Origin of the sequence: Gilliamella sp. Occ4-3 (genome assembly GCF_001690675.1) — a bacterium.
Taxonomy (GTDB): domain Bacteria; phylum Pseudomonadota; class Gammaproteobacteria; order Enterobacterales; family Orbaceae; genus Gilliamella; species Gilliamella bombi.
In genome coordinates, this window is the sequence record NZ_LZHR01000028.1 from 1 (window position 1) to 19,881 (window position 19,881).

A 19,881-nucleotide genomic window follows, 5' to 3' on the forward strand; every position below is an offset into this window, starting at 1 on the left:
GAACATATTTAAATTCAGATATGAGGTAAATATGTATTTTTATAATGCATAAACATATTTTATCTAGCAAATTAAACACTCTAAATCGTGATCATAATCACTAAAAAGATCGATTTTTATGCTAATTTTTAGATAAAAGTCACAACTTTTTTTATTAAAAAAAATAATATAACGGACTTTTTTAGAATTTTTTAAACTTATGACGGTATAGAATCCTGAATATTTTTTACAAAAATATCACCTAAAATATAAACCTTTGTATAAATATCCCATTGTAAATGACCAACCCACGTACAAAATTACGTTAGTATTAATCATTAAAGTCACATTATTTAATATGTTATGACGATTTTAGAAGATGTTAATGAATATGTTCTAGATGAACGTTTGGTGTCAATATTTAGTCTATCACCAATTTTATTTATAATATCAACACGCTACCTATGATTTAGGGTATGGCATTTTTTATGTATATTTATTACCGTGGTTGAAAAATTGAAGATTAAAAAGTAAGTAATTTCTAAAGATTAATGACGTAAAATGACCACATAACCAAATAAAAAAGAGAAATCATATTTGGTTTCTCTTTTTTATTAATATGCTAAAAATACCGTTTACTTTATAATAAATAACGTTTTTTTAATTGTAGCTAAATAATTAAACTCTTAGTGTTCAGTATCAATTTCATCAAAACTTTTTACTAGTTCATCAATGGCTTTCATCTGTTTTAAGAAAGGTTCCAATTTTGCTAGTGGTAATGCTGACGGTCCATCACATTTTGCATGACTTGGATCTGGGTGGGATTCTAAAAATAACCCAGCAATACCAACAGCCATGCCCGAGCGTGCAAGTTCAGTTACTTGGCCACGACGTCCACCTGATGCTGCTCCCATAGGATCACGGCATTGAAGAGCGTGAGTAACATCAAAAATAACTGGTGACCCTTTGCTTGCTTTTTTCATAATGTTAAAACCAAGCATATCAACCACTAAGTTGTCATAACCAAAACAGCTACCACGATCACAAAGGATGATTTGATTGTTACCAGCCTCTTCAAATTTTTCAACAATATTACCCATCTGCCCTGGACTAACAAATTGTGGTTTTTTGACATTAATTACTGCGCCTGTTTTAGCCATTGCAACAACTAAATCAGTTTGTCTTGCTAAAAAGGCAGGTAATTGAATTACATCAACCACATCAGCAACGGGTTGACATTGTGCTTCAGTATGTACATCAGTAATAATTTTAACGCCAAATTGTTGTTTAAGCTCTTGGAATATTTTTAGCCCTTCTTCTAATCCTGGTCCACGATAGGAATGAATTGATGAGCGATTTGCTTTATCAAAAGAGGCTTTAAAAATATAAGGAATATTTAGTTTATTGGTAACGGTGACATAATGTTCACAGATTTTCATCGCCAAATCACGAGATTCAAGCACATTCATACCACCAAATAGTACAAAGGGTAGATCATTAGCGACAGTAATGTCACCAATGTTTACTTTTTTTTGCTGCATCATAAAATTTTCCTAGTTAAGGTTTAAACCAGCGACCAAGGGTAACTCTATCATTACCACTGTAGTCGGTGAAGGTTTCTACTAATTGAAATCCGTGTTGTTTAAAAACAGTTTGCACTGCCTCACCTTGTTTCCAACCATGTTCTATTAGTAACCACCCATATTGGTTTAAGTGCTTAGTTGCACCTTGTACAATTAGTTTAATATCAGCTAAACCATCATCTTCAGAAACTAATGCGCTTCTTGGTTCGTAGCGTACATCGCCTTGGGATAAGTGGATGTCTGTTGGCTCAATATAAGGAGGATTACTGACAATCATTGAAAACTTTCTATTCTTTATTGGTTTGTACCAATCACCTTGTAAAAAATAAACATTATTCACCCCGATTTGAGCAGCATTTTTTTGAGCTAAGATTAGGGCATCTTTATTTTTTTCAATTGCGGTAAATAAACAGTCTTGACGTTCGGTTGCCATTGCAATAACTATCGCGCCTGTTCCCGTGCCAAGATCCAATACTTCACAAGGCACTTTAGGAAGGTACTCTAAACCTAATTCAACTAATTTTTCAGTATCCGGTCTAGGTATTAAAGTGACGTTAGAAACATTAAACTTTAAAGACCAAAACTCTTTTTCGCCAGTTATATAAGCGATAGGCTCACCATTTTTCCTGCGTTCTAAACATTTAGATAGAGCAATCAATTCATCATCAGTTAGCAATGTTTCACTGAACGCCATTAAAAATGTCCGCGTTTTTTGCGTAACAAAACTCAGTAAAATTTCAGCATCTCGCTTTGGGCTTTCACTATCTGTTAAGGTTTGAGAGGCACTTTTAAGCCATTGTAAGTATGTCATTCATCTTGTTCCGATAAAGCTGCTAGTTGATCAGCCTGATATTCCTGCACAATCGGATCGATTAGCATCTCTAATTTTCCTTCCATGACTTCATCTAAACGGTAAAGCGTTAAATTAATTCGATGATCGGTTACTCGACCTTGTGGATAATTATATGTTCTGATTCTATCTGAACGATCGCCTGAACCTAATAGATTTCGACGTGTTGAAGCCTCTTCTTGTTGGCGCTTACGTAGTTCCGCATCTTGAATTCTTGCAGCTAAAACTGACATTGCTTTGGCTCTGTTTTTATGTTGCGATCGCTCATCTTGACATTCAACAACGATGCCTGTAGGAATATGGGTAATACGAATAGCAGAATCTGTTGTATTAACATGCTGACCACCTGCGCCAGATGAACGATAGGTATCAATTTTTAAATCAGCTGGGTTGATTTCAGGCATTTCTGCTTCAGGGACTTCCGGTAAAACAGCAACGGTACAAGCAGATGTATGAATACGACCTTGAGATTCTGTTTCCGGTACACGTTGGACTCGGTGTCCACCTGATTCAAATTTTAAATTACCATAAACACCATCCCCACTAACTAACATAATAACTTCTTTATAGCCACCATGTTCACCATCATTTGCACTCATAATCTCAACACGCCAATTCCGTGATTCGGCAAATCTTGTATACATTCGAGCTAAGTCGCCAGCAAAAATAGCCGCTTCATCACCACCAGTTCCTGCTCTAACTTCGATAAAACAATTATAATCATCATTAGGATCTTTAGGTAATAGTAAAACTTGTAGTTGCTTTTCTTGTTCTTCAACTCGACTTAATGCTTCGTTTAACTCCTCTTGTGCCATTTCACTCATTTCAGGATCAGATAGCATCATTTTAGCTGTCTCAATATCCTCTTGTGTTTGCTTCCAATCAGAAAAGCACTTAACCACCCCTGTTAATTGCGAATATTCTTTAGACAAAGTGCGAAAGCGATTTTGATCCGCAATAACCGAAGCATCTGACAATAATGCTTGAACTTCTTCATAACGCTCTTGTAGCATTTCTAATTTGTTGATAATTGAAGATTTCATAGAAATATATTTTAGATGATATAAATTAATTAAATTTGCGGAGCATTATATACTTAATCACTTTTAAAATACAGTTTGAGCTAGTTATCGGGCTTATATCGCATCATTACATCAACAATATATAGCAAATCGATTGAATAAATGAAATATTATATGTAAATAACCAATATATTAGAAACTTAATATTAGGTTATTTGTTGCACTATCGTTTTTTCATATTTAAATTCTATTTTGATCATAAAAAATTTTCTACTTGTGAATGTATTTTTTAGAAAGAGTTAAAAGATAATTAATTATTATTTAAACTTAACACTAACTTTTTTTGACCATGAGATATTCACTTATGATTTTTATTCATATTGGTAAATTTTTTCCAATTTTTAGCCACTATCAACAACCATACTTTTTAGCAAAAAATAGATAAAAACATTTCTAGACAATAATTTACATTTTTACAATAATAAAAATATCACAATAAATTGCGCTGTAGTTAATCACCAATGACAATACTTTTTTGTAGAAGCTAATTTAAAATAAGGGAAGTTAGCATTAGTACAGATAATATCGCAGAGAAAATAAAACAATGGGAATCATAGATAACATAACGAAAACGCTCCAAGAAGATCTATCAGGCGAAATAAAGCAAGGGAGTAAATTAGCAATCGTTGCCGCATGCTTTTCATTTTTTGCTTTTGAAAAACTCAAAAAAGAGTTGAAAAATATAGATGAACTCCGTTTCATCTTTACTTCGCCAACATTTATAACCGAGCAAACCCCAAAAGCACAAAGAGAATTCTACATACCACGCCTTAATCGAGAACGTAGCCTTTATGGTACCGAATTTGAAATTAAACTTCGCAATGAATTAACACAAAAAGCGATTGCTAAAGAGTGCGCTGATTGGATTAGACAAAAGGTCACTTTTAAATCCAACATCACTAATGAAAATATGGCTGGATTTATACAGTTAGATGATAATGCTTATATACCAATCAATGGATTTACAACTATTGATCTAGGTTGTGAACGAGGAAACAATGCTTACAATATAGTACAAAAAATTTCTTCCCCTGATTCAATTAAATTTCTTTCCATTTTTAATGAACTTTGGCAAGATAAAAATAAACTTCAGGATGTAACAAATGTTGTTATCGACAATATTGCTAGTGCCTACAATGAAAATTCACCTGAGTTTATCTATTTTGTTATCCTCTATAATATTTTTAATGAATTTCTTGAAGACATCTCAGAAGATGTATTGCCCAACGAAGCTACTGGATTTAAAAATAGCAAAATCTGGAATATGCTATTCAACTTTCAAAAAGATGCGGCTTTAGCAATCATCAATAAACTTGAAAAATATAATGGCTGTATTTTAGCTGACAGTGTTGGGCTGGGTAAAACATTTACTGCTTTATCAGTCATTAAATATTATGAAAACCGAAATAAGTCTGTGCTTGTTTTATGCCCCAAAAAACTAAACAATAACTGGAACACCTATAAAGCAAATTATATTAATAATCCCATCGCTGAAGATCGATTACGATATGATGTGCTTTTCCATACTGATCTTAATCGCTCTTGTGGTCAATCAAATGGTATAGATTTAGATCGAATTCATTGGAATAATTACGACCTTGTAGTGATTGATGAATCACATAACTTCCGTAATGGTGGCAAATTATCAGGCAAAGATAACGAAAAAGAAAATCGATATTTAAAATTACTTAATCAAGTGATTCGAAAAGGGGTCAAAACTAAAGTATTGATGCTTTCCGCAACCCCTGTTAACAATCGCTTTAATGATTTAAAAAATCAATTAGCTCTTGCTTACGAAGGCAAAACCAGTCATATTGATGAAAATCTCAATACTCGCCGTTCATTGGATGAGATTTTTAAAAATGCACAAAAAGCATTTAATATTTGGAGTAAACAAGACACAACTGAAAGAACGACAGAAAACCTACTAAGAATGTTGGATTTTGACTTTTTTGAAGTTTTGGACTCTGTTACAATTGCACGCTCACGCAAACACATTCAAAAATATTACGATACCACCGATATAGGTACTTTTCCAACTAGACTCAAACCTATTTCAGTAAGGCCTAAACTAACAGATTTAGCTAATGCGATAAGTTATAACGAAATTTTCGAACAACTCATGCTACTAAATCTATCAATTTATACCCCTACCCACTTTATCTTATCAAGCAAAATGGATAAGTATGCTGAAATATATGAGGACAACAAAATCAATATTGGATTTACCCAAGCTAATCGAGAACAAGGGATTCGTCGTTTAATGGCAATCAACTTGATGAAACGACTCGAAAGCTCGGTATTCTCATTTAATCATACATTAGAACGTATAAAAAACTTTATTCAGCAAACAATAGCTACTATTGAATCTTATAATCAAAGTATAAAAAAAGAAATAGAGCTTACCGATATTACTAATTTCAATGATCTTGATGAAGATGAACAAAATAATGATCAGTTATTTACATTTGGCAAAAAAGTAAAAATTGCCTTAGCCGATATGGATTATCTTTCATGGAAACACTATCTTACTAAAGATTATGAAATCTTATCATTATTAACTCATATGATAAGTGATATCACCGCAAAACATGATATTAAATTACAAAATTTACTTACTATTATTAAAAATAAGCAACTAAACCCCATTAATAACAATAATAAAAAAGTGATTATATTTACCGCTTTTGCCGATACAGCAAGTTATTTGTTTGATCACGTTAGCCAGTATGTACAAAATAACTTTTCCCTACATACCGCAATGATAACAGGTTCGGTTGACGGAAGATCTACTGTACCTAAATTGCATTGTGATTTAAACACTGTTTTAACCTGCTTTTCACCCAAATCAAAAGATAAACACTTGTTAATGCCGAATAACACTCATGAGATTGATATATTAATTGCAACCGATTGCATCTCTGAAGGGCAAAACTTACAAGATTGTGATTATTTAATTAATTACGATATACATTGGAATCCGGTACGAATTATTCAGCGGTTTGGACGTATTGATCGCATAGGCAGCAAAAATCAGTCGATTCAGCTAGTTAACTTTTGGCCTGATGTTACTTTAGATGAATATATTGATCTAAAAGCTAAGGTAGAAACTCGCATGAAAATTGTCGACATGACTGCAACAGGTGATGACAATATTTTAAGTGAAGAAGAAAAATCCGATTTAGCCTATCGTAAAGCACAACTCAAACGCTTACAAGACGAAGTGGTTGATATTGAAGATATCACTAACAGTATATCAATCATGGATTTAGGTTTAAATGAATTTAGACTTGATTTACTGGAGTATATTAAAAATCATCCCGAACTTGATAAAACACCGTATGGATTACATGCCGTTGTGCCAGCTTTACCAGATATGCCCGCAGGTGTTATTTATATATTAAAAAACCGGGCAAACAGCATTAATATTAATAATCAAAATCGCCTTCATCCATTTTACATGGTGTATGTTGCAAATAATGGCGACATTATTTGTGATCATTTATCACCAAAACAATTACTCGATAAAATACGCTTACTTTGCAAAGGCAAAACAGAACCCATTGCAAAATTGTATCAGCAATTTAACAAAATCACAGCCGATGGTGGTAATATGACACATTTTTCACAACGACTTGGTGACGCCATAAACTCCATTATTGAAGTAAAAAAACACAGTGATATTGATAATTTTTTAAGCGGTAATGCAATTAGTTTTGTTACCGATAGTATAAAAGGTCTAGATGACTTTGAATTAATCTGTTTTTTAGTTGTCAGTGAATCAGAAAATAAGGTAGCATAATGCTTGGTTTGCCCAAAACGACAGAAATAAATCACCAGTTAGCTAAAAAAACAATCTATGCAAAGTTTCAACTGAACAATGCTACGAAAGAAAAAGTCGATGCGGATATAGCTAAAATTACCCTTGTTAACGAGGTTTCCGCAGCAAAGATAAATCTCGCAGCAGGAAATAACATTAATGCTTTTTTTGTGGCATTGGTACAACTAAAAAAAATCAATTTTAATGAAACAAGCCTTGTTTTATTATCCAAACTAATACCGCAAAATATACTATTTATTTTGCAATATGCTAAGCAGGCTAAATTGGCCGTTTTTCAACATAAATTGATACAAAGTGATTGGCAAGCTAAAGAAGAATTACACATTGAATTAAAAGGATTAAACCTTGATAATGTCTGGCAAAACATCATTCAACAAGTCGGCAAATTCAATATTGAGCAAGGCAATAGCCTTGAACAGCAGATTATCATTGCCGATAAAAGACAAAAACTGATTTTAAATATTGCTCGCCTTGAAAAGCAAGCAAGAAAAGAGCTACAGCCTAAAAAAGTATTTGAATTGGTGCAAAAAATTAACCAATTGAAACAAGAGTTAAAGGATTCTTAAATGGATAAATTAAAGATGCATTCACTCAATAAAGTGGATGAAAATATCAAAAAAATTGGCGCACAATTCCCGAACTGTATTACTGAACGCAAAAACCAACAAGGTGAAGTGGAATACGCCATCGACTTTGATATGCTCAAACAAGAACTTTCATCAGTGATTGTTGAAGGTCGAGAAGAACGTTATCAATTTACTTGGCCAGATAAAAAGAAATCAATTCTACTTGCCAATGCGCCCATTGCCAAAACCTTACGACCTTGTCGTGAAGAAAGTGTTGATTTTGATAATACCGAAAATTTATATATTGAAGGTGATAATCTTGAGGTATTGAAACTATTGCAGGAAACTTATCTCGATAAAGTTGATTTAATATTTATTGATCCCCCTTACAATACTGGACATGATTTTATGTATTTGGATAATTTCATCCAAAGCTATGCTGAATATATAGGTCATAGCAATCAATATGATCTAAATGGGAATAGATTAATCCAAAATATAGAAAGTAATGGTCGTTTTCATACCGATTGGTTAAACATGATGTATCCAAGATTAAAAATTGCTAAAGATATTTTAAAAAAAAATGGGATCATTTTTATCACTCTTGATGATAACGAAAATTACAATGCTAGGAAATTATGTAATGAAATTTTTGGGGAAAAAAATTTTATCGCAGAATTTATATGGGAGAAGAAAAAGAAACCGTCATTTTTACATAGAAACGTTGGAAAAATTTTTGACTACGTGCTTTGTTATGCTAAACAATCCGAGCTAACCGTACCATTTTCAATTGAAAAAACAACAGAGGGAAAAAAATACCCTATAAACAATGCAGGAAATAATCGTTCAACCATAACTTTACCTCCATTCTCGGTTGATTTTTCAATTAAAGAACAAATTTTTGAACCTCAAGATATGTCTGAAGGAAATATTATTACTAAATTATTAAATAGGGTAATTGTTGAAAATTATAAAAATATAACCGAGATAATTTTGGAGGGTGAGTGGCGCTATTCACAAAGCAAAATCGATGAAATTGTACAAAATCAAGAAAAAATCGTTATTAGTAAAGCCCCTTTTAGGCCCAATCATATAAAATTAGGTGGTGAAATAAAAAAAATGAAAAATGTTTTATCTCCTAATTCTTATTCATGTGAAACCAATGAAGATGGTTTAGCTCAAATTAGACATTTATTTGGTGGAGATATATTTGATACTCCGAAACCTGAAAAATTAATTCAAATTTTATTACAAGCAACTTTATATAAACAAGAATCTCCTATTATCATGGACTTCTTCTCTGGTTCGGCAACAACCGCTGCTGCGGTAATGGATTATAATGTAAAACAAAATAAGTCAGCTAGATATATATTGGTACAGATGCCCGAAGATATTTCGGAAAGAAACAATAAATTTGCTGTTGAGTTTTTACAAAAACAAAAGAAAGCGACTAATATCTGTGAAATTGGTAAAGAGCGCATTCGCCGGGCAGGCAATAAAATTGCTCAAGAAAATCCACAGGCTAAATTTGATAAAGGCTTTCGCGTTTTAAAATGTGATAGCAGTAATATGAAAGAGGTTTATTACAACCCTGCTGAGTATAATACCGATCTTCTTGACGCCCTGATTGACAATATCAAAACCGATAGAACGGCGGAAGATTTATTGTTCCAAGTTATGCTGGATTTGGGTGTATTACTTTCCAGTGATATTAAGCAAACCTCCATTGCCGGTAAAACAGTGTTTAACGTAGCGGATAACTTTTTAATGGCTTGTTTTGATACAGACATTAATGAAGAGGTCATCACGGCTATTGCCAAACAAAAACCTTACTATTTTGTTATGCGTGATAGCTCAATGGAAAATGATAGTGTTGCCACCAATTTTGAACAAATTTTCAACACCTACAGCCCTGAAACCAAGAGGAAGGTGTTGTAATGAAATTTAATTTTAAAATTCAGCAATATCAAACCGATGCTGTAAATGCTGTGGTTCAAGTGTTTAATGGGCAAGGTTATCAAAATAGCCTGCGTTATGTGCGTGATTTAGGCAATGCACCTACTCAGGCAGAAATGAGTTATGAAACGGCCTCAAGTTATACATCAGATGATAGCGCAATCGATATCGGTTTTAAAAATGAAATTATTTCGTTAACCGATAACGAGTTACTTGCTAACATTAAAAAAATACAAAATCTAAACAATATCAAACAGTCCACTGAATTAATTAAAAACTTAGGTCGGTGTAGTCTTGATATCGAAATGGAAACGGGTACTGGTAAAACCTATGTTTACCTCAAAACCATGTTTGAACTGAACAAGCATTATGGTTGGAGCAAGTTTATTGTGGTTGTCCCTTCTATTGCCATTCGTGAGGGAGTAAAAAAAACCTTTGAAATAACCACAGACCATTTTATGGAGCATTATAGTCAAAAAGCTCGTTTTTTTGTCTATGACAGTAAAAATTTAAACTTATTAGATAGTTTTGCTGCCAATTCGGGGATTAATGTTATGATCATTAACACCCAAGCTTTTGCTTCCTCGCTAAAAGAAGACGGCAAAAATAAAGAAGCACGAATTATTTACTCAAAACGCGATGAGTTTGCCTCGCGCCGGCCGATTGATGTTATAGCCGCTAATAATCCCATTATTATTTTGGATGAACCCCAAAAAATGGGCGGCGAAGTCACGCAAAAAGCTTTAAAAAATTTTAATCCATTATTTTCATTAAATTATTCTGCTACCCATAAAAAACAGAATAATCTAATTTATGTACTTGATGCACTTGATGCATACAATAAACGGCTAGTTAAAAAAATTGAAGTAAAGGGTTTTGAAGTTAAAAATCTAAGAGGTACTGATAGCTACTTGTATCTTGAACAAATCGTCTTATCCAGTAAAAAACCACCACTGGCAAATATTGAGCTAGAAATAAATCATAAGAATGGTATCAAACGTGAAATTCGCCATTTTACTGAGGGTGATAATCTTTATTCTGTTTCAAAACAGATGCAGCAATACAAGGGATATACGGTATCTGAGATCAATCCTTTGACTGGAATAGTCACTTTTACCAATGGTGTTTCAATTAAAATCGGTGAAGTGATAGGTGATATTTCTGAAGAAAATATGCGCCGCATTCAAATTAGAGAAACCATATTATCCCACTTTGACAAAGAAGAAAAATTGTTCAATATGGGCATTAAATCACTATCATTGTTTTTTATTGATGAAGTAGCAAGATACCGCCAATATGATGATAACAATAACGAAATATTGGGCGAATATGGCCAAATATTTGAACAAGAATACCTAACGATTTTGCAACAATACTTAGACCAAGCCAGCAACACACCTTATCAACAATATTTAAAAACTAAGTGTAATGATGCAAGCCAAGTACATAAAGGTTACTTTAGCATTGATAAAAAAACAGGCAAAAGTATTGATAGCCAATTAAAACGAGGTAGCGAATCTTCAGATGATATTTCAGCTTACGACCTGATTCTTAAAAATAAAGAACAACTGTTAAGCTTTGATGAGCCCACTCGATTTATCTTTTCGCACTCAGCACTACGTGAAGGTTGGGATAATCCCAATGTTTTCCAGATTTGTACACTAAAACACTCCGATAACCAAACAGCTAAACGACAAGAAGTTGGTCGTGGTCTTCGTTTATGTGTTAATCAAGATGGTAATCGCATGGATATTGAAAGCTGCGGCGAACAAGTCCACGATATCAACATGTTAACCGTTATCGCTAGTGAAAGTTATAGAAACTTTGTTAATGATCTTCAAGCCGACATAAAAACAGTCATTTATGATCGACCAACTGTCGCCACCAGTGAGTACTTTTTTGGTAAATATGTAGAAGTTAATGGTGTATCGACCATTATCGATAAGGCAGTAGCTGATAAAATTGAATTTTATTTAATTAGTCATGGCTATGTTGATATCGAGCGTAAAATAACCGATAAATACCGCAACGATGTTGTAATGAACTCAGTGGCACCATTACCAGATGAATTACAACCAATGGGTGACGGAATTCATCGCCTAATTCAGACTATTTATAATGATAGCGAGTTAGACGCCATGTTTACCGATGGTCATGAAACAAAGATTAAAGATAATCCACTTAATGAGAATTTTGATAAAGCCGAATTCCAAGCATTATGGCAGCAAATTAATCAGCAATATGCTTATACTGTTAACTTTAATAGCGATGAATTAATCAATAAAGCCATTGCTCATATCAACGATAAGTTATTTGTCTCGCAGCTACAATACATTACGGCTGTCGGTCAACTTAAAGAGCAAATAACAACACAAAGTATCTATCAAAATGATGCGTTTAAAACTCAAGAAACAAAGACTACCACTTTGGAACATGCTTATTTTAAACCAATAAAATACGACCTGATTGGTCAGATTGCGCAAGAAACTACATTAACCCGCAAAACAGTAGTGGCCATATTAAAGGGGTTAGATTCAAAAAAACTAGATATGTTCAAGGATAATCCAGAAGAATTTATTGCTAAAATTATTAAATTAATTAAAGAACAAAAAGCAACTACGATTATAGAACATATTACATACAATAAAACTTCAGGCAAATATGACAGTACTATTTTCACTCAGGAAAAAAGTTTACAAAGTTACGATAAAGCGTTTTTAGCGAAAAAAGCAATTCAAAATTATGTATTTACCGATGGTCTAGCCGAAAAAAGTATTGAACGGAAATTTGTTGAAGATCTTGATACGGCAGAAGAAGTTTGCGTATATGCAAAATTACCGAAAGGCTTTCATATTCCAACACCCGTTGGTAATTATTCACCCGATTGGGCAATTGCTTTTCATGTTGGGAAAGTAAAGCATATCTTTTTTATTGCTGAAACAAAAGGTACGATGGATAGTTTAAATTTAAGGCCAATTGAACAAGCAAAAATTTCGTGTGCGAAAAAGCTTTTTAACGAACTTTCGACTAGTAAGGTACGCTATCATGATGTTGATAGTTATCAAAGCCTGATGAATATAATGAATTCATTATAAAATTACTTTCATTTAAAAATATAGTTATAGATAATTTATTTATTTTTTACTGAAACGTATAGTTACCTGAAACTTTTTGACAAAAATTGTCTTATAAAAAAATAAAAATGCCGTTAGTTTAAGCTAACGGCATTTTATTAAGTAAATAAGGATGCAACAGGAAAGGTGTGTTCAAATATTAAATTTTGATCAGCAAAAACATTCAGTTTTAACATATCAAATTCTGTTACCAATATCCAAATATTGTTTAATACTTTGTGAATCAAAATTCCAAGCTATTTAATCAAAGGCTGAAAGATAGAACCGTGTTTTATGAATTTTATTTAGAATAATTTCTATTACCAATACTTACTGAGTATTATTAGGCTGTCAACAATCAATAATAAATAGGTTTATGTTAGTATTTCTTCTATCAATTAATCATATTCAATTTTATATCTGCCTATAACATCAAAAATATGATCATAAGTACTAAGAATTATACGTTGCTTGCCTTTTTTATGAACTTCATCTACTAAATCAAAACTAGATTTTGAATATTTTTCATAAGGGTATTCATCTATTAGATAAATAGATAAGCTATCAATATCACTAAAAATAAATGTAACTTTAACTTCTGGAACATTTAAGATTTTTGGCTTACAGCCTGCTAGTGATAATGATGTATTGACCATCAAAGTGAATGGTATACATTCTAATTTAACGTCAGATAATATCAATGCATTTCGTGCATAAATAATGCCGTATTTTGTTTGTATTTCCTGTGTGTTCATATTAACCTCATTTTTTCAATTTATTTTGATTGGTATCGTTTTTTTGAAAAATCTCTTAATATACTTACAGACAAATTTATCTTAGATAAATCATCTGAATAAAATCCTAAGCATTGTAATCTTTTTAATAATATAAAGACACCTGTTAATAACAGGTACTAGGGTATTGACGTTTACCAAAGTTATCAAAGATATATAACTTATTTATCTCTCGTTTTCATTAAGATCAACACTTAGTTATTTGATTCATTTTTTACTGAAACGTATAGTTACCTGAAACTTTTTGACAAAAATTATCTTATAAAAAATAAAAATGCCGTTAGTTTAAGCTAACGGCATTTTATTAAGTATATAAATGACTTATTACTATTTCTTCTTCGCTTTAGCATTTGGTAAATCAGTGACAGAGCCTTCATAAATTTCAGAGGCTAAGCCAATTGATTCATGCAATGTTGGGTGAGCATGAATTGTTAATGCAATATCTTCGGCATCGCAACCCATTTCGACAGCTAAGGTGATTTCACCAAGTAATTCACCGCCATTTGCACCAACAACCGCACCACCTAATAGGCGATTATCTGCTTTATTGAAGATCAGTTTTGTCATCCCTTCAGAGCAATCAGAAGCAATAGCTCGTCCTGAAGCTGCCCATGGGAAGATTGATACTTCATAATCAATACCTTTTTCTTTCGCTTCTTTTTCAGTTAAACCAACCCAAGCAACTTCGGGTTCGGTATAAGCAATAGAAGGAATGGTTTTTGGATCAAAGAAGTGTTTTTTACCTGCAATTACTTCTGCTGCCACATGACCTTCGTGTACGCCTTTGTGCGCAAGCATTGGTTGACCAACAATATCTCCAATTGCATAGATATGCGGAACATTGGTACGCATCTGTTTATCGACTTCGATAAATCCACGGTCAGTAACATTAACGCCTGCTTTTTCCGCACTAATTAATTTACCATTTGGTGTACGACCAATAGCCACTAATACCGCATCATAAGTATGAGTTTCGGTGCTGCCGTCTTTCTTTTCCATGGTGACATAAATTGCATCATGTTTTGCTTCAACGGTAGTAACTTTAGTTTCCAATCGTAAAGTGAATTTCTTTTGGATCTGTTTAGTAAAGACTTTAATTACATCTTTATCAGCGGCCGGAATCACTTGATCAAACATTTCAACTACATCGACTTCTGAACCAAGTGCATGGTATACAGTCCCCATTTCAAGACCTATAATTCCGCCACCCATTAATAATAATTTTTTAGGAATGGTGGTTAAAGCTAAGGCATCTGTAGAATCCCAAATACGAGGATCATCATGTGGAATAAAAGGCAACTTGATTGGACGAGATCCCGCTGCAATAATCGCATTATCAAAGGTGATCTTAGTGATTCCTTTTGATGAAGTTACCTCCATTGTATGACTACCGGTAAACTGTGCCTCACCTTGAATAACATTGACTTTACGCATTTTGGCCATACCAGCTAGTCCATTAGTCAGTTGACTAATAACTTTTTCTTTCCAGCCACGCACTTTGTCTAATTCAAGTCTAGGTGTACCAAAATGGATACCATGTTCGGTTAATGATTTTGCTTCATCCATTACTTTAGCAACATGAAGTAATGCTTTTGATGGAATACAGCCTACATTTAAACAAACACCACCAAGTGTTGAATAACGTTCAACAAGGGTAACTTCTAGTCCAAGGTCTGCAGCACGAAACGCAGCGGAATAACCCGCTGGTCCTGCTCCTAAAACCACAACTTGTGTTTTAACATCTTGACTCATAATTTGATCTCCTTAATTACATCACTAAACGACGTAAGTCGGATAAGACGTTAACAATATGGCTTAAGAAGCGTGCACCATCAGCACCATCAATAACTCGGTGATCGAATGATAATGATAATGGCAACATTAGCCGTGGTGTAAACTCTTTGCCATTCCAAACTGGTTTCATGCTAGAGCGAGATACACCTAAAATACCAACTTCTGGCGCATTAACAATTGGTGTAAACGAGGTTGTACCAATGCCACCAAGGCTAGAAATAGTGAAACATCCACCTTGCATATCGCTACCTGTCAATTTACCTTCACGTGCCTTTTTAGAAATTGCCGCAAGCTCACGAGAAAGTTCAACAATACCCTTTTTATCAACATCTTTAAATACTGGTACTACAAGACCATTTGGTGTATCGACAGCAACGCCAATATTAATGTATTTTTTGATAATTAAGGTTTGGGCATCTTCTGATAATGAGCTATTAAAGCGTGGATACGCTGTTAATGCACTTGCTACCGCTTTCATGATAAACACAAGTGGCGTGATCTTAAGATCAAGTTTTTTCTTATCTGCTTCTGCATTTTGTTGCTTACGAAATGCTTCTAAATCAGTAATATCTGTTTCATCAAATTCTGTCACATGCGGAATCATTACCCAGTTACGGTGTAAATTTGCACCTGATACTTTTTGAATTTTAGTTAATGGTAAACTTTCAACTTCACCAAATTTGCTAAAATCAACTTTAGGCCATGGCAATAGACCAGGTAATGCACCACCTGTAGCGCCACTTTCAATTTGTTTAACAGCATTTTTTACGTAAGTTTGAATGTCTTCACGTAAAATACGGTTTTTAGGACCTGTAGCGGTAACTTTTGCTAGATTTACCCCAAATTCACGTGCTAAACGACGTACAGATGGTGTTGCATGAGCATAAGCATCGTTTTCAACAAACTCATTGCTTGATGAAGCAGGCGCTGATTTTGCAGCAACTGGTGCTGGCATTGGCTCAGGTGCTGCTTTTTCAGCAACAGGAGCTGCGGCAGCTGGAGCTGCTTGAGTAACTGGAGCTGCACTAGATGTGGTTTCAAATTCCATGATTTTGGAACCTGTTTTCACTTTATCACCCACTTTTATCGTAATACTTTTAACCGTACCAGCAATGGTTGCTGGTACTTCCATTGAGGCTTTATCACCCTCAACGGTAATTAATGAATCATCAACAGATATAGTATCACCTACTTTTACCAAAATTTCCGTTACTTCGACTTCATCACCACCAATATCTGGAACTTTTACATCTACAATTTGGCTAGTTGCAGTTGGTGTTATTTCAACTTTTGGTGCTTCTTGTGCTGTAACTGTAGCTGGAGCGGCAGTTTCGCTACCTTGCCCATCAAAGACCATAATGTCAACGCCTGTTTTGACTTTATCGCCAATTTTTACAGAAATAGATTTAACAATACCAGCCTGTGGTGCTGGGATTTCCATTGATGCTTTATCACCTTCAACTGTCATAATTGACTGATCAGCTTCAACTTTATCGCCTATTTTAACCAGAATTTCGGTTACTTCTACTTCGTCACCACCGATATCAGGTAATTTGATTTGAATACTCATTATAATAACCTCTTATGCAATTCGTGGATTAAGTTTATCGGCATTGATTTCGAATTTTTTGATCGCATCTTCAACAACGCTAACTTCAATATCGCCACGTTTAGCAAGTTCACCCAATGCTGCAACCACAACATAAGATGCATCGACTTCAAAGTGATGACGTAAATTTTCACGGCTATCACTGCGACCGAAACCGTCAGTACCGAGTACTCGATAACTTTCAGCAGGTACAAATCCACGAATTTGCTCAGCAAACAATTTCATATAATCAGTTGAAACCACCGCTGGATTGTTATTCATAATTTGTGCAACATAAGGCACTTTTGGTGTTTCACTTGGATGCAACATATTATATCGTTCGCAATCTTGACCATCACGAGCAAGTTCAGTAAATGATGTTACGCTATAAACTTCTGAGCTAATACCATAATTTTTAGCTAAGATTTCAGCCGCTTCACGAACATGGCGTAAAATAGAGCCTGAACCTAGTAACTGAACAGTCGGTTTGCCTTTTTGACCCTCAACGGTATCTAGTTTATAAATACCTCGTCGAATGCCCTCTTCTGCACCTTCTGGCATTGCTGGTTGTGCGTAGTTTTCATTGAGAGTTGTAATGTAGTAGTAAACGTTTTCTTGCTCACCATACATGCGACGTAAACCGTCTTGCATGATTACCGCAACTTCATAAGCATAAGCAGGATCATATGATATACAGTTAGGGATAGTTAATGCTTGAATGTGACTGTGACCATCTTGGTGTTGTAGACCTTCACCATTTAGCGTTGTTCGACCAGAGGTTCCACCAATCATAAATCCACGAGCTTGTTGATCACCTGCTGCCCACATTAGATCACCAATACGTTGGAATCCAAACATTGAATAGTAAATGTAGAATGGAATCATTGGGAAATCATTTGTGCTATATGAAGTGGCCGCAGCAATCCAAGAGGCCGTTGCACCACATTCATTAATTCCTTCTTGAAGAATTTGACCTTTCTCATCTTCACGATAATAAGCCACTTGTTCTTTATCTTGTGGTGTATATTGTTGACCGTGTGGATTATAAATACCAATTTGACGGAATAAACCTTCCATACCAAAAGTACGTGCTTCATCAGCTAGAATAGGTACTAAACGTGGAGCAAGTTCTTTATCCTTAAGCATAATATTAAGCGCACGGACAAATGCTATAGTGGTTGATATTTCTTTCGATTGAGCTTCAAGTAATGACGCAAATTCACTTAATGGAGGAATTGAAACAGTTCCTGAAAAATGAGTTAATCTAGATGGTACATAACCATGTAACGCTTCACGACGCTCATGAATGTATTTGTATTCTGGCGTGTGTTCCTCAAATTTGATGTATGGTAATTTTTCAAGTGCTTCATCTGTCACTGGAATATTGAAGAAATCGCGAACATGACGCACGCCATCCATATTCATTTTTTTCACTTGGTGAGCGATATTTTTTGCTTCAGCAGCAGCCCCCATACCATAACCTTTTATGGTGTGAGCAAGAATAACAGTTGGACGATCTTTAGTTTCTTTTGCTCGTTGGAATGCAGCAAACATTTTAGCAGGATCTTGACCACCACGGTTTAATCTAAAGATTTCTTCGTCAGACATATCTTTAACTAATTCAGCGGTTTCAGGGTATTTACCAAAGAAATGCTCGCGAACATAAGCACCGTCTTTTGATTTTAATGTTTGATAATCACCATCAAGTGTTTCATTCATTAGTCGAATTAACTTACCAGACTTATCTTTTTGGAGAAGTTTATCCCAACGGTCACCCCAAAGAACTTTAATTACGTTCCAACCCGCACCAGCAAATACACCTTCTAGTTCATTGATAATTTTGCCATTACCCGTTACTGGACCATCTAAACGTTGTAAATTACAGTTGATAACAAAAACTAAATTATCTAGTTTTTCACGTGTTGCAACGGTAATTGCACCTTTTGATTCTGGTTCATCCATCTCACCATCACCTAAGAAAGCATAGACAGTTTGTTCAGAAGTATCTTTCAACCCACGATTTTCTAAATATTTTAAGAAACGTGCTTGATAAATGGCATTAACAGGACCAAGCCCCATCGATACTGTTGGAAATTGCCAAAATTCTGGAAGCAATTTAGGATGAGGGTATGATGGTAAACCTTTACCATGAACTTCTTGACGGAAATTATCTAATTGCTCTTCGGTTAAACGTCCTTCAATAAAGGCTCGAGAATAAATACCTGGTGAGATGTGCCCTTGGAAGTAAATTAAATCACCGCCATCTTTTTCATTACGAGCACGGAAAAAGTGGTTAAAACAGACTTCATAAAAAGTAGCTGCAGATTGGAACGATGCCATATGGCCACCAAGCTCTAAATCTTTCTTTGAAGCTCGTAACACCATCATAATTGCATTCCAACGGACAATTGAACGAATACGTCTTTCTATTTCCCAATCGCCAGGATAAGCAGGTTGCTCTTCTACTGGAATAGTATTGACATAATTGCTTGTTGAAGATCCAAAAAGTACTGGAACACCCCCATCTCTCGCCTTATTAACTATTTGTTCAATAATATACTGTGCTCGTTCGATTCCTTCTTCTCGAATAATAGACTCAACACTTTTGAGCCAATCTTGTGTTTCAATGGGATCGACATCATTCATTTGCATGTCCGACATATAAAAACCTCTTTTTTTGTTTAGAAAAATGCATTATTTGCTATTCTCAATTACATTAAAAAACGTAATAAAAG

11 protein-coding genes are annotated in these 19,881 nt (G+C 34.3%); 4 read left to right on the forward strand and 7 right to left on the reverse strand.

The features are described 5' to 3' along the window. Nucleotides 1-665 precede the first annotated feature (665 nt). Genes kdsA through prfA form a run of 3 tightly spaced genes read right to left on the reverse strand, consistent with a single transcriptional unit; the run spans nucleotide 666 to nucleotide 3,455 of the window. Nucleotides 666-1,520 carry a 3-deoxy-8-phosphooctulonate synthase gene (kdsA, locus tag A9G44_RS03335; protein WP_065560258.1) on the reverse strand — a complete coding sequence of 285 codons (855 nt, stop codon included), beginning with the start codon at nucleotides 1,518-1,520 and terminating at the stop codon, nucleotides 666-668. A 16-nt stretch (nucleotides 1,521-1,536) separates the two neighbouring features. After that, nucleotides 1,537-2,373, reverse strand: coding sequence for a peptide chain release factor N(5)-glutamine methyltransferase (gene prmC / locus A9G44_RS03340; RefSeq protein ID WP_065560245.1), 837 nt, complete (start codon nucleotides 2,371-2,373; stop codon nucleotides 1,537-1,539). Further along, complete coding sequence (prfA, locus tag A9G44_RS03345) at nucleotides 2,370-3,455, reverse strand: peptide chain release factor 1 (protein WP_034909811.1); 1,086 nt, start codon at nucleotides 3,453-3,455, stop codon at nucleotides 2,370-2,372. Before prfA ends, prmC begins: the two co-directional genes overlap by 4 nt. Before the next feature lie 583 nt (nucleotides 3,456-4,038). On the opposite strand from prfA, the gene A9G44_RS03350 reads away from it, so the two are divergent. From A9G44_RS03350 to A9G44_RS03365, 4 genes are read left to right on the forward strand one after another with little or no spacing between them, the layout of a single operon-like run. Further along, a complete protein-coding gene (locus tag A9G44_RS03350) occupies nucleotides 4,039-7,296 on the forward strand; it encodes a helicase-related protein (protein ID WP_065609191.1) in 3,258 nt (1,085 codons plus the stop codon). Further along, nucleotides 7,296-7,901, forward strand: a complete 606-nt coding sequence (locus A9G44_RS03355; protein ID WP_065608599.1) for a DUF4391 domain-containing protein — start codon at nucleotides 7,296-7,298, stop codon at nucleotides 7,899-7,901. Before A9G44_RS03350 ends, A9G44_RS03355 begins: the two co-directional genes overlap by 1 nt. Next, the gene (locus A9G44_RS03360; protein ID WP_065609192.1) at nucleotides 7,902-9,839 is read left to right on the forward strand and encodes a site-specific DNA-methyltransferase; all 1,938 of its coding nucleotides are present in this window, start codon (nucleotides 7,902-7,904) and stop codon (nucleotides 9,837-9,839) included. After that, entirely contained in the window at nucleotides 9,839-12,952 is a 3,114-nt protein-coding gene (locus tag A9G44_RS03365) for a type III restriction-modification system endonuclease (protein ID WP_065609193.1), read from the forward strand. Before A9G44_RS03360 ends, A9G44_RS03365 begins: the two co-directional genes overlap by 1 nt. A 416-nt stretch (nucleotides 12,953-13,368) precedes the next feature. Here A9G44_RS03365 and A9G44_RS03370 read toward each other — a convergent pair whose 3' ends face one another. The 4 genes from A9G44_RS03370 to aceE form a co-directional block, all read right to left on the reverse strand. After that, on the reverse strand, nucleotides 13,369-13,725 hold the full coding sequence (locus A9G44_RS03370) for a hypothetical protein (protein ID WP_034909822.1): 357 nt from the start codon (nucleotides 13,723-13,725) through the stop codon (nucleotides 13,369-13,371). Between the two features lie 366 nt (nucleotides 13,726-14,091). After that, nucleotides 14,092-15,516: a dihydrolipoyl dehydrogenase gene (lpdA, locus tag A9G44_RS03375; RefSeq protein WP_065560236.1), complete on the reverse strand. Its 1,425-nt coding sequence runs from the start codon at nucleotides 15,514-15,516 to the stop codon at nucleotides 14,092-14,094. 16 nt (nucleotides 15,517-15,532) lie between these two features. Continuing rightward, nucleotides 15,533-17,128 (reverse strand): pyruvate dehydrogenase complex dihydrolipoyllysine-residue acetyltransferase, encoded by a 1,596-nt coding sequence (aceF, locus tag A9G44_RS03380; protein WP_065609194.1) that lies wholly within the window; start codon nucleotides 17,126-17,128, stop codon nucleotides 15,533-15,535. Between the two features lie 12 nt (nucleotides 17,129-17,140). After that, nucleotides 17,141-19,807, reverse strand: coding sequence for a pyruvate dehydrogenase (acetyl-transferring), homodimeric type (gene aceE / locus A9G44_RS03385; RefSeq protein WP_034909932.1), 2,667 nt, complete (start codon nucleotides 19,805-19,807; stop codon nucleotides 17,141-17,143). Between the last annotated feature and the right edge of the window lie 74 nt (nucleotides 19,808-19,881).